The following is a 15090-nucleotide window of genomic DNA, read 5'->3' on the forward strand; positions in this document are numbered from 1 at the left end:
GCGTTTTGGTGCAAAATGCAGTGTGTTTTGGTGCAAAACGCAAGGTAAAATGCTGCAAAATGCAGTGCAAAATGGTGCAAAATGCAAGAGGATGTGCATAAAAATTCAGTGTCATGGTACAGACAAAACCTCTTCGAACCATGAAACACATGGCAAAAAAGGGCAAAATGGGCGTTAAAAAGTGGGTTTTTAGGGGTAAAATGCTGGTGTTGGGACTTGAAAAATTGCGAGCCAGCAACCAAACTAGAAAGCTAAAATGGTGCAAAATGCAGGTTTTGTCCTTAAAGGTGGACATGATAAAAGGTGCGGAAGGTTGGAAATAGTAGTAATTTACCTACTTTTTAACCTATATTTTCGCTAGAACGGAGTGAAAATTAGAGAGGCATTGTAAAATAAAAGATAATAATTTAAACTTTTGAGTTTATAAGTTTATGGGTTTTGAGTTCTTGAGTTCCTGATTTTTTGAGTTCGTTAATTTCTAAGTTTATAAATATTGGAGTTCTAGAGTTCTAGACTTCTTGAGTTTGTTAGTTTCTATGTTTATAAATTTATGAGTTTATAAGTTTGTGAGTTTTTGAGATTGTAAATTGATGAGCTGATGTTTTCGGGAGTTGTTGGGTTCTCAGGAGTTTATAAGCCAGTGATTTGATTTGTTCTGCACTTCGTATATGAGAGGAGTGTTTGTTTTGTGTTGACATCACAAAGACAACAAAATTCTCTCAATTTATAGAAATAATAAAAGCCTAGACGGGTTCACCTACAAACTCAGGAACTTACAAACTAAAAGCCAACAAACTCAAAAACTAACAAGTTTAAAAGCTTAAACTTCACCAATAAGCAAGCCAATACAAGCTATTTTCAACGCTCAATTCGGCATGCCTTATAGACGAACGAGGCTTGGCTGACCTAAAACCAAGCCCCAAAATGCCAATAAAAAAAGCCGCGGGCAGCTTTCTACGCACAATAGCGCACTCCAAAAGCATGCCCGACGGCCTTGATATGAGGGTATGTTAATCGCTCAACTTGTGTATTACAAGCCCCGAACGCAGTTTTGGTTCGAACCAAGTGGCCTTCGGTGGCATAATCTTTCCGCTGTCGGCGATGTCCATAATCTGTTGCATCGACACGGGATAGAGGGCCAAAGCCATCTTCATTTCACCGCTATCTACGCGTTCTTTCAGTTCGTTTAGGCCACGAATGCCACCCACGAAGTCGATACGCTTATCAGTGCGAAGGTCTTTAATACCCAAAATCTCGTCGAGAATCAGTCGGCTAGATATGTCAACGTCAAGCACACCAATGGGGTCGGCATCGTTGTAAGTGCCCTTCTTGGCCGTAAGGCTGTACCATTCGCCATCGAGATAGAGTGAGAAATTGTGCAACCCAGTGGGATGATACATTTCTTTGCCCTTCTTTTGCACGTCGAAATTCTTTTCCAGTTTCTCCAAGAACTGGGCAGAAGTAAGTCCGTTAAGGTCTTTCACCACGCGGTTATAGTCTAGGATGGTGAGTTGCGATGCTTGAAAACAAACGGCCATGAAGTAATTATACTCCTCGTCGCCCTTGTGGTTGGGGTTGTTTTTGGCCTTTTCGGCACCAACCAATGCGGCAGCGGCCGAGCGATGGTGACCATCGGCGATGTAAAGAGCAGGCATTTTAGCAAACTCCTTTGTGATAACGTCGATGTCGTTAGCATCGGAAATAACCCAGAACTGGTGTCCGAAACCGTCGATAGGCGCAATGAAGTCGTACTCAGGTGCGTTGTTCTTAACGTACTTGTTAATCAGTTCGTCAAGCACCTTGTTGTCTGGATAGGCAAAGAACACCGGTTCGATGTTGGCATCGTTCACGCGAACGTGTTTCATACGGTCTTCTTCCTTGTCCTTGCGCGTCAGTTCGTGTTTCTTGATGGTCCCGTTTAGGTAGTCCTCAACAAAAGCACCCACCACTAAACCATACTGCGTTTTGCCGTTCATGGTTTGCGCATAGATGTAATAAGCCGGCTTTTCGTCTTGTACAAGCCATCCCTTGTCTTGGAATTTCTTGAAGTTACGTGCAGCTTGCTCGTAAACTTTGGGGTCGTACTCCGATGTATCGGGCGAGAAATCAATCTCAGGCTTGATGATATGGTACAGGCTCATCTCGTTATCTCCGGCCTCTGCACGAGCCTCTTCGGAGCTTAGCACGTCGTAGGGGCGCGATTCCACCTTCTCAACCAGTTCTTTGGGTGGGCGGATGCCTTTAAATGGTCTTATTGTTGCCATAGTCTGTGTTACTACTTATTTACTTGGAACTTGGTGCATCCATCAGCGAAGTATGCGTTAATTTGCTTAGCTGCGGCCAGCCCTGCATTGAAGTTGGCCTCTGCTGTCTGTGCGCCCATCTTCTTAGGCGTGCTAAAATATCTGCCTTCCAGCTTAGCGAAGTCGGCATCGGCATCAGGTTTGATGTCGGTAACGAACTTCAAGTCTTCGCGTTCGGCCATAAGTTTGAGCAGTTCGGCCTCGTTAATCACTTCCTTGCGTGCAGTGTTAACCAATATGCCACCCTTGGGCAAGCGGTTAACGAGCGCATAGTTGATGCTCTGTTTTGTTTCGGGTGTAGCAGGGATGTGCAAGCTAACGATGTCGCATTGGTCGAACAAAGCCTCTTGATTGGCCACAGCGTGTACGCCAGCCTCTTCGATAACGTTGGCAGGACAGAAAGCATCGTAGGCATAAACGTCCATGCCGAAACCCTTAGCAATGCGAGCCACGTTGCGACCTACGTTGCCGAAAGCCAACAATCCCAGCTTTTTGCCGATAAGTTCTGAACCCGATTTGCCATTGAAGAACGCTCTTACGGCATAAACAAGCAAGCCAAGCACCAATTCGGCCACGGCATTGGCGTTTTGTCCAGGCGTGTTCTCTACGATGATGCCTTTCTCTTTGGCGTACGCCGTGTCGATGGAATCGTAGCCGGCACCGGCCCTAACGATGATTTTAAGTTTGGGAGCGGCATCCATTACGTCGGGCGTAATTTTGTCGGAACGCACAATCATGGCCTCAACATCTTTCACTGCATCGAGCAATTGTGCCTTCTCGGTATATTTTTCTAGCAAAACAAGTTCGTGTCCTGCCTTTTCTATCTCTTCTTTAATGGCTTTCACCGCATTGGCGGCAAAAGGTTTCTCAGTAGCAACAAGTACCTTCATAAGGAAAACTGTATATACTTAAGGTGAATAAATAAAGGTGGGTCGAGGCCTAAAACGAGGCACACGGCCCACCACTTGAATACGAAAAATCTATCTGCAAACTAAAGTTTAGCCTCGAATTCCTTCATGCAAGCCACCAAAGCCTCTGCACCTTCGATGCTCATGGCATTGTAACAGCTTGCGCGGAAACCGCCAACGTCGCGGTGGCCCTTGATGCCCACCATGCCCTTTTGCGTTGCAAACTCCATGAAAGGTTTCTCCAACTCGGCAAAGTCTTCGTTCATCACGAAACAGATGTTCATCAGCGAGCGGTCTTCTTCTTTCACCGTTCCACGGAAAAGGCGGTTGCGGTCTATTTCATCATAAATTATCTTAGCTCTTTCGATGGCCTTCTTGTCCATTGCCTCAACGCCGCCGCTCTTCTTAATCCAACGTAGCGTTTCGAGCGCACAATAGATGGGAACAACAGGTGGCGTGTTAAACATCGAACCCTTATCAACATGCGTACGATAGTCGAGCATGGTTGGGATTTGGCGTGGGGCGCGTCCCAGTTTGTCGTTCTTCACGATGATAACGGTAACACCGGCCATTGCCAAGTTCTTTTGGGCACCAGCGTAGATGCAATCGTACTTGGAAACGTCAACGGGACGGCTGAAGATGTCCGACGACATGTCGCCGATAAGTGGTATTGGCGAGTCTATCTCCTTGCGGATTTCCGTTCCGTAGATGGTGTTGTTGGTGGTAACGTGCAGGTAGTCGGCATCCGCGGGGATGTCAAAGTTCTTTGGGATGTAAGTGAAATTGGCATCGGCCGATGTGGCAACTTCCACAACTTCGCCGTAAAGTTTAGCCTCTTTCATTGATTTCTTTGCCCAAACGCCCGTATTAAGATAGGCAGCCTTCTTAATAAGGAAGTTGCAGGGCACTTGGGTAAACTGCAACGAAGCACCGCCACCGAGGAATATAACCGAATATCCTTCGGGAACGCTGAGCAATTCTTTAATTAAGGCAACGGCCTCGTCAACAACGGGCTGGAAATCCTTTGCCCTGTGGCTAATCTCCATGAGAGAAAGTCCAGAACCATTAAAGTCTAAAATCTGCTTCGCCGTGTTCTCGATAACTTCTCTAGGTAGGATTGAGGGGCCGGCATTAAAATTGTACTTCTTCATATTCGTTTATGTTTTTAGTAATATAGACATCCTTGTGCGTGTCCTAAGGCCTGCAAGGGTTAGTGGCGTTGTGCATCCCTTCATGGCTTTTCGTTTTTCGCTTAGTGCCTTCTGCTTTTCCTTCACGTTGCATAGCTTGCTACGCCTCGTTGGGGAAATGAGCCAAGCTTGTTCAGCTAAAATCCAGCAACCCATTGTAGGTGGCTTTTAGGACTCGCCTTTATCGTTAATTGGTAGTTGATGGTGCGAAGATAGTTTTTTTTGCTATTCCTGCCAAATTTTTTAGTGGATATTTTTCGTTTGCCATGCGCCTCCGTTGCGAATGATTTGTAATGAAATAAACCTTAGCTGTAAAATATGTTGCAAAAAGTAACGAAAAGAACGATTATCCAATAACGACAATTTGTTGTTTGCGTATGTCAATTGTCTTTTTGACACTCTGTTTAAATTTGTAAAAAAGCGCAACGTGAAGCCTTTATGTGGTTCTTCGCCGCGCTTTTTCTCACTTTTAAGGTTGTGTTTTGCATGCGTTCAAGCACTAGAAACGCGACACGATTTCGCCAATTTCCTTGCGAGGCGACGGCTTGGAAGGCGTGTTTGCAGGATAACCGATGGGCAGAATGGCCACGGGATGCCACTCTTTGCCTAGCGGGAAGGCCGCTTGCAACGCCGCAACATCGAAGTTACACACCCAGCAACTGCCCAAACCCACAGCCGTTGCAGCCAAGCAAAGGTGCTCTATGGCTATGGCAGCATCAATGTCTGCGTGGTTTTTGCCGTCGTCTTCGCGCACCCAAGCCCTGTCATCGGCTGCATATATAATAATGTATAGGGGTGCCGTTTTCAGCCAATCGCGGTTATAGCACTGCTGCACCTTCTGCCGAGCATCCTCCGTTTGCGCCACCACGAAATGCCACGGTTGTTTGTTGCAGGCCGAGGGTGCACGTCGGGCGCACGCCAAAAGATAGTTCACCTTGTCTTCTTCCACTACTTGTGCACTGAAAGCACGTGCAGAAAATCGTTCTTTTGCCAAATTCAGAAAGTCCATTCGCTTTATTTTTTTTAAGGGTTCAACATGTTGTACTGCGACAAAGTTAGCATTCTTTTGCGAGACGAAGGGCGATTTTGCCACAGCTTTAGTGTTTTTTCATGTGCAGAAAGTGCACAAACAAGTCCTGTCACTAAGGCAGGTTCTTAACCTGCCTGCCGAAACATCAGCGCGATTTCCGTTCTTCCTCGCCTTACTCGCTCATCAGCAATGCAATCTCCTACCGAAAAAAAGACCGCGTAAAGCAACACTTAGAACCAAAGTTTGCACCTTTGCAGAGAACATTTACAACCTGCCATAAACCAGTTAGCCTCACCACGCGCGCCATTTTAAAAATAAAATTCCTAACTTTGTAGTCTTAATTAGATAATAGAAGATGATAGTTTGCATAGCCGAGAAACCCAGCGTAGCGCGCGACATCGCCTCTGTAATAGGCGCAACAACACAGCGCGACGGGTACATGGAGGGCAACGGGTATCAAGTGACGTGGACCTTTGGCCACCTCTGCACCCTAAAAGAACCCAACGACTACACCGACAATTGGAAAAGGTGGAGTTTGGGCGCACTTCCCATGATACCCCAACGTTTCGGCATAAAGCTAATTGAAGACCGCGGAATCGAAAAACAGTTCCAAGTGATTGAACGGCTCATGCAAAACGCCGACGAGATTGTGAACTGCGGCGATGCCGGGCAAGAAGGCGAGCTGATACAAAGGTGGGTGATGCAGAAGGCGCAAGCCAAATGCCCTGTGAAGCGATTGTGGATTTCGTCGCTCACCGAAGAGGCCATACGCCAGGGCTTTGCTAACCTTAAAGACCAAAGCGAATACCAACCGCTGTACCTCGCAGGACTTAGCCGTGCCATTGGCGATTGGATTTTAGGAATGAACGCCACGCGCCTGTACACCTTGAAGTATGGGCAAAACCGACAGGTGCTAAGCATCGGGCGCGTGCAAACCCCCACCCTCGCCCTCATCGTTAACAGGCAGAAAGAGATAGACAACTTTAAACCCGAAGCCTATTGGGTGCTTTCAACCATCTATCGCGACACGCTGTTTACGGCCACCAAGGGCAAGTTCACCAATAAGGAAGAGGGCGAACGCGCCTTTGCCACCATCGCCGACAAAGATTTTGAGATAACGGGCGTGGTGAAGAAGAAAGGAACGGAGGCTCCGCCCCACCTCTTCGACCTCACTTCGCTGCAAGTGGAGTGCAACCGCAAGTTCGGCTACTCGGCCGAAACAACGCTTAACCTCATACAAAGTCTCTACGAAAAGAAACTTACCACCTATCCGCGTGTAGATACGCAATATCTTAGCGACGACATCTACCCCAAATGTCCCCTTATATTAAAAGGAGTGCGCGGCTACGAAACCTTTACCCAGCCGTTATTAGGCAAGGCTTTGAACAAGAGCAAGAAGGTTTTCGACTCGTCGAAGGTTACCGACCACCACGCCATCATCCCTACGGGCGTTCCGGCAGGCGCACTTTCGGACATGGAAAACAACGTGTACGACCTCGTTACGCGGCGTTTCATCTCTGTGTTTTATCCCGATTGTAAGTTTTCTACCACCACCGTAACGGGCGAAGTAGACGACATTGAGCTGAAAGCCACGGGCAAAGAGATATTGGAACAGGGTTGGCGCGTGCTTTACGCCAAGGAAACGAGCACCAACAACGATGAAGAGTCGGCCAAGCAAACGGCCGAAGAACGCACACTACCCACCTTTACCAAGGGCGAAAAGGGTCCGCACACGCCAACGCTGAGCGAAAAGTGGACTGTTCCGCCTAAGTTCTACACCGAGGCAACGCTTTTGCGCGCCATGGAAACGGCTGGTAAATTCGTTGACGACGAAGAATTGCGCAGTGCACTGAAAGAAAACGGCATCGGCCGCCCCTCTTCGCGCGCCGGCATCATCGAGACTTTGTTTAAGCGCCACTACATCCGTCGCGAGCGAAAAAACCTTTTGCCCACGCCAACGGGTATCGAGCTGATTGGCATCATTCGCGAAGAACTGCTGAAAAGTTGCGAACTAACAGGCATTTGGGAAAAGAAACTGCGCGACATTGAGCACCGCAACTACGATGCACAGCAGTTTGTTAACGAACTGAAAGCGCAGATAACCCAAATCGTTAACGAGGTGTTGGCCGACAACTCTAACCGCCACATCACCATCACCACCGAAGACGACCTCAAGAAAACCATCGCTAAGAAAAAGGCATCCGCAACAAAGCCCAAAGCGCAAGCTAGCACAAAGGGCAAGGCGCAGACCGCAACAAAAGTTTCGGACGCGCCCGAACCAACTGCACCACAACCCCTCCAAGCCCACGACAACATCGTGGGTCGGCCCTGTCCGCAATGCAAGCAAGGAGTTATCATCAAAGGCAAAGGGGCTTACGGATGCAGCAATTGGAAGGCAGGTTGCACATTCCGCTTGCCTTTCAGCGAGGTGTAGACACGGATGCAAATGCGTTTTGCCAACACTTTGGCATGCTTTCAAGCTTTCAATGCGCGGCCACAACACCACAAATTATTGTTAAAGACAATCGTCTTTGTAAACTTTTTCGGCTCTTTTTGTGTCTAATTGGCAACAAAACGCACTTTTCGAGCAACGAGAAAACGTTTTGTTAAACAGTAGGCCAATGGCGAAACAGGCACACAACCCGCTCAATTCGCCAACGTGCCAACTCGTGAACTCGTAAACTTGTCAACTTGTGAACTTGTAAACCCGTCAACTCACCAACTATTCATACAATGAAGAAATGGACACTAAGCCTTGGCGTACTCTTCGCCTTGCCCACCATGCTCTTTGCCCAAACCCACCAATGGACATTGAAAGACTGCATAAGCCACGCCATGCAGCACAACATCAGTTTGCAAAAGCAACGCATTGCCGTTAAGTCGGCCGAAGAAGAGATGCTGCACAGCAAAGCCGAGCTGTTGCCTTCGGTATCTGCCTCCACCTCGCAAAATGTAAACTATCGGCCGTGGCCCGAAACAGGAGCGGCGCGAGTGGCCAACGGCTCTGTACAATCGAGCGTTGACAAGGTGTTCTATAACGGCACATACGTTATCAATGCCCAATGGACATTGTGGAACGGAAATCGTAATCGCAACACCATTGCACTTAACCAACTAGAAATGAGCAAAGCCGAGGCCGAGGCTATGGTGTCGGCTGCCACGATACAAGAACGCATAGCACAACTCTACGTGCAGATTTTGTACTCGTCGGAGGCCATCAACGTAAGCAAGCAAGCCCTAGAAACGAGCACCCGAAACGAAGAGCGAGGAAAAGAGATGCTGAACGTGGGGAAGATGAGCAAAGCCGACTTAGCACAACTCACCGCACAACGGGCACAAGAAGAATACAACGTACTTTCGGCACAAAGCACATTGGCCGACTTTAAACGCCAGCTTAAACAGCTTTTACAAATCACCGACAGTGCCCCTTTCGAAGTGGCAGTGCCTGCTACCACCGACGAAATGGCGCTACAATCCATACCATCGGTTAGCGAAGTTTATGCCCAAGCCATCAGTTGGCGTCCCGAATTAAAGTCTGCACAGCTAGCCATCAATGGTGCCGAAACAAGCATAAAGGTGGCCAAGGCACAAAATCTGCCCACACTAAGCCTTGGTGCAAGTATGGGAACGAACACCACCTCGATGAGCAACAATGCTTGGGGCACGCAAATAAAAACCAATTTCGACATGGGTGCAGGCCTCACCCTAAGCATTCCGCTCCTTGACAACCGCGCCAAACGCACGGCCGTTAACAGGGCGCTGTTCCAAAAGCAGAGCTCGATGCTCGAATTGCAAGATAAGCAAACGGCCCTTTATTCTAATATCGAGGAATGTTGGTTGCAAGCCACCAACAACCAAAACAAGTACAAGGCTGCTAAGGTGAGTGTTGAAAGCGCGCAACAAAGCTACGACTTGCTGAACGAGCAGTTCAACCTTGGACTAAAAAACATCATCGAACTGATGACAGGTAAAAACAATCTTGTTACCGCTCAGCAAAACGAACTGCAAAGTAAGTACATGGCCATTCTCAACATCCACCTGCTTAACTTTTATAAAACAGGGGAAATAAAATAAAGGCAGATTGGGTTTACAGCTAGCGCATTACAGATTGCCTGTTAGCTTGCCAACTGGTTATGGTCAAACAGCATTGAAATTAGAAAACTTAGTTGAAGTTTCAATCATACACACGAGAGCTCAACCACAATAAGAAATCGTTCTCCTTTCGCCAACTACCGCGTAGAGTTTGGCCTATTTATAGGGCAGGGTTGGACGCTAAACGCGCCCAACCCTGCCTTCTTTATTGTGGGACACTGCTAGGCAATAAGCCTTGGTCTGTTGCACTTGCGGGCTCACCCGATAGCGTTTATGGCAACAACTGTTTGTTTGAAACAACTCGTTAATCTACTAAGCTTGTTAACTCACTAACTGCTAAGCTTGTTAACTTGTAAACTTACCAACTCACAAACTTACACCACATAAACTCAAACCCTCACAAACAAACAACCTCATTAACTCATCAACTTACAAACTCACAACCCCATAAACTCACATCCTATCCCATTTTTTTGTATATTTGCAGTGATTTTTAAACGTTATGTTAATGGAAACCATGTCTGCGACACATCCGTTAGAAACCCCTGTACCCACTCGCGCTGCTGGTCAGCGCGACGTTTTGTCGTTAGCCCTACCGCCCATGCCCCTTTTGCAAGTGGCATTTGTGGGAGTGGGTGCACGTGGACAAATGGCCGTTACGCGATGGTGCCACATCCCAAACGTGCAGATTGTAGCCGTGTGCGACGTGTCTAGGCAGGCCGCAGAAGAGGCAGCGCAACACGTTGAACAGCTAGGCAAACCACGCCCAACCGCATATTGGGGCGAAAACGCTTATCGTCAGCTGTGCCAACAACAGGGGCTGAACCTCGTTTATGTGTGTACCGACTGGCTTTCGCACGTGCCAATAGCCCTCCATGCCATGCGCTGCGGCAAATGTGTGGCAGTGGAAGTGCCTGCCGCCCTAACTCTCGACCACATTTGGCAACTAGTAGACACTGCCGAACGCACACAACAACACTGCATGATGCTTGAAAACGCTGTGTACGACCATTTTGAAATGGCCGTGCGCGAAATGGCTCGTGAGGGGCTGTTCGGCGAGGTGGTGCATGTTGAAGGCGGTTATGCACATCCCATTGGCCACCGCTGGACGCCCTGGCGCATGGAATATAACCGCCTTACCTGTGGCGATGTTTATCCCACACACAGCATCGGGCCTGCCTGTCAGCTGCTAGGCATCCACCGTACCGACCACTTACACTACCTCACCGCCATGCACACCGCCCCCATTTTGGGCAAGGAGGTGTATAAAGAGGTGATGGGAAAAGCCTGCGACAGCTTTGCCAACGGCGACCAAACCTCTACAATGATACGCACCATGAAGGGCAAAACAATCCTTATCCAGCACAATGTAATGACGCCGCGCCCGTATAGCCGTATGTTTCAAGTGGTTGGCACGCGTGGGTATGCAACAAAATATCCTATTCACGACGTGTTGCTGCACAACAACTCGGCGGCTAAGGCAGGTATAGAACTCAACGACGACAACACGCCATTATCCACACCGCAACTAGAAAAGCTACTCAGCCGTTATGCCCCACCCTTCTCGCGCGAAACAATCAATTTGGCCAAGCAACTCGACTCGCGCGGTGGCATGTCTTACTTTATGGATTTACGTTTGGCGCAAGGTCTGCAACAAGGCCTGCCACTAGACATGGACGTGTACGACTTAGCGGAGTGGTGTTGCATTGCCGAACTCTCAAAACTATCTATCGAGCATGGGTCGATGCCCGTAATGATACCCGATTTCACACGCCGCAATGTCTTGCGGTAAACCAATGGGCGAAGTTTCCTCCCGCTCACGGCCGAATGTCATCCCCTTTCCGCCTACCCAACCCCACCCATAATCCCTTAAACCCTACATAGAGGCCGTTTGGACTTTTTATGTTTCTAAAATCCGCAAGGTTGCTTAAACGTTAACTTATGTCGGCCTGAACTCATCTCCTTCTTTTTTGTAACATATTCTATTCTACTTAGCTTGTTTTTGGGGCTAAGACACACCGTTTCCCCTTACCCCATGTGGCGTGTTGGGGGCTACGCAAACATAACCTGAAAAGAGGTGTGCTTATCCGAAACCGTTGTTGAAAATGGTTGCATAGACTGGCTAGGTGGTGTATACGTTTAGGACTTGCCGACGTGCCACCCTTTTCCATTTGGCAGGGACTGAGACCAGTTTGAAGATGAAGTTTTTGATTTTGCTTTTTTCTTCAGATCGAAACACTTGATGTCGACATCACTCATAAGTAGCTTGTAGAGGTTTCTTATGAGCACCGTCACAATTAAGAAAACGGTATTCTCTGCCATAAAAGATTTGGGTAGATGCCGCCAGCCAAAGCCGTTGTTGAGTTCATCGAAGATGCGTTCACTGCTCCCCCTTTGGTTGTAGAAGTGCACAACGTCTAAGAGGCTCATCTCGTAATCGTTGGTCATGAAGCAGCGGTAAGTATATTTTCCCTCCAAAGGCCAAGACTGCCATATACACGTTTCTGTCGTTAATACTCCTCCAAAAGCAGTGAAATTATCAGATTTTATTTGTACTTTTGCCATTGTCTGTTGCTTGGTTTAACACCTTTGATTTCAGCACTAAGTGAAGTGAATTTTGCAACAAGACAAAACACTGAGCAACTTTTGTTGTTTAGGCACTTATATTAATACTTAGGTTGAAATGTTGCGGAATTAAGGATGTAGATTTTCCACAAGATGTATGTTAAAGCATTGCAGATTGAGACCTATGTATGAAGGTCGTGGCTTTTATGACCCCGTTTCATTTTGTCATCTAAATACAAATTCGCATGATGAATAAATTTTTGGGAGTGTTGTTTCTATTTGTGCTGTTCTCCTTCCCAACATTAGCTCAAAGTATATCTGGAGTTGTGCTGGCCAAGGATAACAAGGATGCCGTTGGGTACGCAACGGTCAGTTTAATAACAAGAGATAGCACTTATATAAATGCTACTGTAGCCACGGAAGATGGCAAGTTCACACTTGACACTAAAGGATGTACAGATTGCTTGTTAAAAATAATTGCGCTTGGATATAAGCCGTCCACTTTTAGTTTAGACTCTCTTCGTACGGTTTTTTTTATCGAAAAAGAAACGTATCAGCTCAAGGAGGTTGTTAAAAGGGCATCGCGACGCATTGTGAAGATGAACCGTTCGGGTAATCTTGAGGTAAATGTGGCCGGAACACATCTTGCTAACCGAAACAACATCAAAGAACTATTGCTTTCTGTGCCTGGTGTTGTAGAGAGGGACGGTAATATCATAACAATAAGTGGAGCGGCACCATTGTATGTTGTCAATGGCAGAAAAGTACAGTCTTATGCCGAGATAGCGACACTGAGCGTAAAGGACATAAAGAACATTGCTGTAAACAATAACCCTGGGGTTGAATATGGAGGCAACGTGAAAGCCGTTATCATGATTACGACATCAGTTCCCCTTGATAGATTAACTCTCAACACACAGGCAACTGTAAGAAAGAGCAGGGCTTGGTCACATAATGAGTACCTGAATGCTATCTATGCCTTCAAAGATGTTACACTTTATGGAACATTGCAACATGCAAGCTACAAGAAAAAGAGTTTTCAAGACATTGCCTTTTCGTCCATAGACAATACATCTGTGCCTTTATTCCTTAGCCATACTAATTTGGTATCATATCCGAGTGATATACGGAAGTTAAATTATAACTTTGGCGTAGATTGGCAATTGGCATCATCTCACAAACTGTCGCTTATGTTCGACGGATTTGTTTCAAGAATAAACGATACCGGCAACGCTACAAATGATGTAATCAATCGTTCAGAAAGCAAAGTGTCGTTTCATAGTCTTTCTAAACTCAATGATAAGTTGGACTACAAACATGTTGCCCTCAACTACAACTATACCGACAAGCGAGGATTGGCTTTTTCTTTGGCTGCCGACTATGCAGCAACGCATAGCAAGAGAACACAAAATACCGAAGAAGTATTCTCTAACTCCAACGAAGCGACAAACGTAGCGAACCGTGTAACGAACAATTTGTTTTCAATCAACCCACATTTTATCTATCCTCTCCATCAGAGATTGTCTGCCCAATTAGGCGGACAATTCGATTACATCACAAATGAGAATAGATTAGAATATAGTCGCAGCATGCAGAAACGAAACTCTGAAACTAAAGAGCTTATTTCTGCAGCTTATATGGGACTTACTTATCAAGGCAATCACTATCAGGCACAAATCGGTATGAGATACGAGAACACTCGTAACACCTTTCAGCAGGATACACAAAAAACGGAGCAAAACAGCAGCCAGCTTTTGCCGTATGCGTCCTTGTCATTTTCATTAGGCAACACCTCTCACCAAATAAGTTTCAAGTATGATATGCAACGGCCACCCCTCGGATTTATCGGTGGATATAGCTATTATCTCAATCGTTATAAGTTTCAAGAAGGCAATCCGATGCTAAGACCACAGAGAAACAGCACACTTGATTACGCTCTGTCTTGGAATAACTTTTATTTCTCCGCCAAATATCAATACGTGAAGTCGCCAATAATGGCACTTTCTACATTGGTGTCGTCTTCCGATTATGATATGGTCAAAAGTTCGTGGTATAATCTGGAGAAACAACATAACATCACTGTTATGATGAATTACAGCAAGTCATTCGATTGGTACAAGCCATCTCTTACTTTAGCTTATATTCATCATATCAACTATCTTGCAACAAAGCATGAGCATACAGAGACACTCAGTCGGCCTGTGCCATATCTTCAAATGCAAAACACCTTGGTTCTCCCTTGGCTTGACGTTAATGTCAATTACGAATATACAGGGAAAGGCTATTTTAGAGTATTCCTGACCGAGGAAAGACATCTTCTAAACCTGTCCGTACAGAAAAGATTGTTACACGAAGCCCTGTCAGTCTCCCTGTATTGGAATGATGTGTTCAGACAAGACATCTCACGTTATGAAGTATACTATCAAGGGTTATTATTTAGACAGACGGAAGACCAAGATAGACAGATTATAGGGTTGACTGTCTCCTATCGTTTCAACAGCAAACAAAGAAACCAGAAGATAAAGAGCAGCGACCAACTTCTTCGCTTGTAGAATGTACGGGTATTTAATCGCATAATCATGGATTTTGTTAAACAGAAAGTTGCTGTGGACCGTCTTGTTTAGCGATGATTGCTAAACATTACGGAATACAGCCAAATATTGACGTAATACGTAAGAAATGTTCGCTTGGTAAGGCTGGTGTATCTTTACAAGTTGAAAGCGTCTTTCCAGTGGCACATAATGAAGAAAAAGTAAAGAGCACTTCTTCATGTTTTGTTCTTATGTCTTTTGTTCTTTTGTCTACATGGCCGTGTGTATTATGTCAAAACACGAAAGATGAACGTCTTCGTTAAGCCAAATGAACAATGTCGAGCTTGCTCAAACATTGTCATGGCGAGAAAACGCACTTTTCGAGGAACGAGAAAAGAACGGGGCATGACCGAAAGCGTGGGACATGCTTTTAGCGATAGTGCCGTTTTGCCTATGGGCATATTGTAATTG

8 protein-coding genes and 2 pseudogenes are annotated in these 15090 nt (G+C 46.3%); 5 read left to right on the forward strand and 5 right to left on the reverse strand.

Annotation, left to right across the window (positions count from 1 at the left end; all coding sequences use genetic code 11):
- Positions 1-1010: 1010 nt before the first annotated feature.
- The 4 genes from HMPREF2955_RS14220 to HMPREF2955_RS14235 all read right to left on the reverse strand — a co-directional run bounded on the left by HMPREF2955_RS14220 (position 1011) and on the right by HMPREF2955_RS14235 (position 5410).
- Positions 1011-2264, reverse strand: coding sequence for a DUF1015 domain-containing protein (locus tag HMPREF2955_RS14220; protein WP_009229123.1), 1254 nt, complete (start codon positions 2262-2264; stop codon positions 1011-1013).
- Positions 2265-2275: 11 nt separating this feature from the next.
- The gene (locus HMPREF2955_RS14225) at positions 2276-3193 is read right to left on the reverse strand and encodes an NAD(P)-dependent oxidoreductase (RefSeq protein ID WP_009229124.1); all 918 of its coding nucleotides are present in this window, start codon (positions 3191-3193) and stop codon (positions 2276-2278) included.
- A gap of 101 nt (positions 3194-3294) precedes the next feature.
- Entirely contained in the window at positions 3295-4362 is a 1068-nt protein-coding gene (serC, locus tag HMPREF2955_RS14230; protein ID WP_044260674.1) for a 3-phosphoserine/phosphohydroxythreonine transaminase, read from the reverse strand.
- Between the two features lie 538 nt (positions 4363-4900).
- Positions 4901-5410 carry a nitroreductase family protein gene (locus HMPREF2955_RS14235; RefSeq protein WP_070724093.1) on the reverse strand — a complete coding sequence of 170 codons (510 nt, stop codon included), beginning with the start codon at positions 5408-5410 and terminating at the stop codon, positions 4901-4903.
- 376 nt (positions 5411-5786) lie between these two features.
- On the opposite strand from HMPREF2955_RS14235, the gene HMPREF2955_RS14240 reads away from it, so the two are divergent.
- The 3 genes from HMPREF2955_RS14240 to HMPREF2955_RS14250 all read left to right on the forward strand — a co-directional run bounded on the left by HMPREF2955_RS14240 (position 5787) and on the right by HMPREF2955_RS14250 (position 11315).
- Positions 5787-7865 carry a DNA topoisomerase 3 gene (locus HMPREF2955_RS14240; protein WP_070724053.1) on the forward strand — a complete coding sequence of 693 codons (2079 nt, stop codon included), beginning with the start codon at positions 5787-5789 and terminating at the stop codon, positions 7863-7865.
- A gap of 299 nt (positions 7866-8164) precedes the next feature.
- Entirely contained in the window at positions 8165-9505 is a 1341-nt protein-coding gene (locus HMPREF2955_RS14245; RefSeq protein WP_070724054.1) for a TolC family protein, read from the forward strand.
- A gap of 526 nt (positions 9506-10031) precedes the next feature.
- Complete coding sequence (locus HMPREF2955_RS14250) at positions 10032-11315, forward strand: Gfo/Idh/MocA family protein (protein ID WP_070724055.1); 1284 nt, start codon at positions 10032-10034, stop codon at positions 11313-11315.
- 330 nt (positions 11316-11645) lie between these two features.
- Here the strand turns inward: HMPREF2955_RS14250 and HMPREF2955_RS14255 are convergent.
- Positions 11646-12088, reverse strand: a pseudogene (locus HMPREF2955_RS14255) (transposase).
- A gap of 245 nt (positions 12089-12333) precedes the next feature.
- Between HMPREF2955_RS14255 and HMPREF2955_RS14260 the strand changes: the two are divergent.
- Both HMPREF2955_RS14260 and HMPREF2955_RS17180 read left to right on the forward strand, forming a co-directional pair.
- Positions 12334-14640: an outer membrane beta-barrel family protein gene (locus HMPREF2955_RS14260; protein WP_070724057.1), complete on the forward strand. Its 2307-nt coding sequence runs from the start codon at positions 12334-12336 to the stop codon at positions 14638-14640.
- A 62-nt stretch (positions 14641-14702) separates the two neighbouring features.
- A pseudogene (locus HMPREF2955_RS17180) lies at positions 14703-14942 on the forward strand (hypothetical protein); the annotation flags it as partial.
- Positions 14943-15090: the final 148 nt, after the last annotated feature.

Origin of the sequence: Prevotella sp. HMSC073D09 (assembly GCF_001814145.1) — a bacterium.
In the GTDB taxonomy this organism is placed as follows: Bacteria; Bacteroidota; Bacteroidia; order Bacteroidales; family Bacteroidaceae; genus Prevotella; species Prevotella conceptionensis.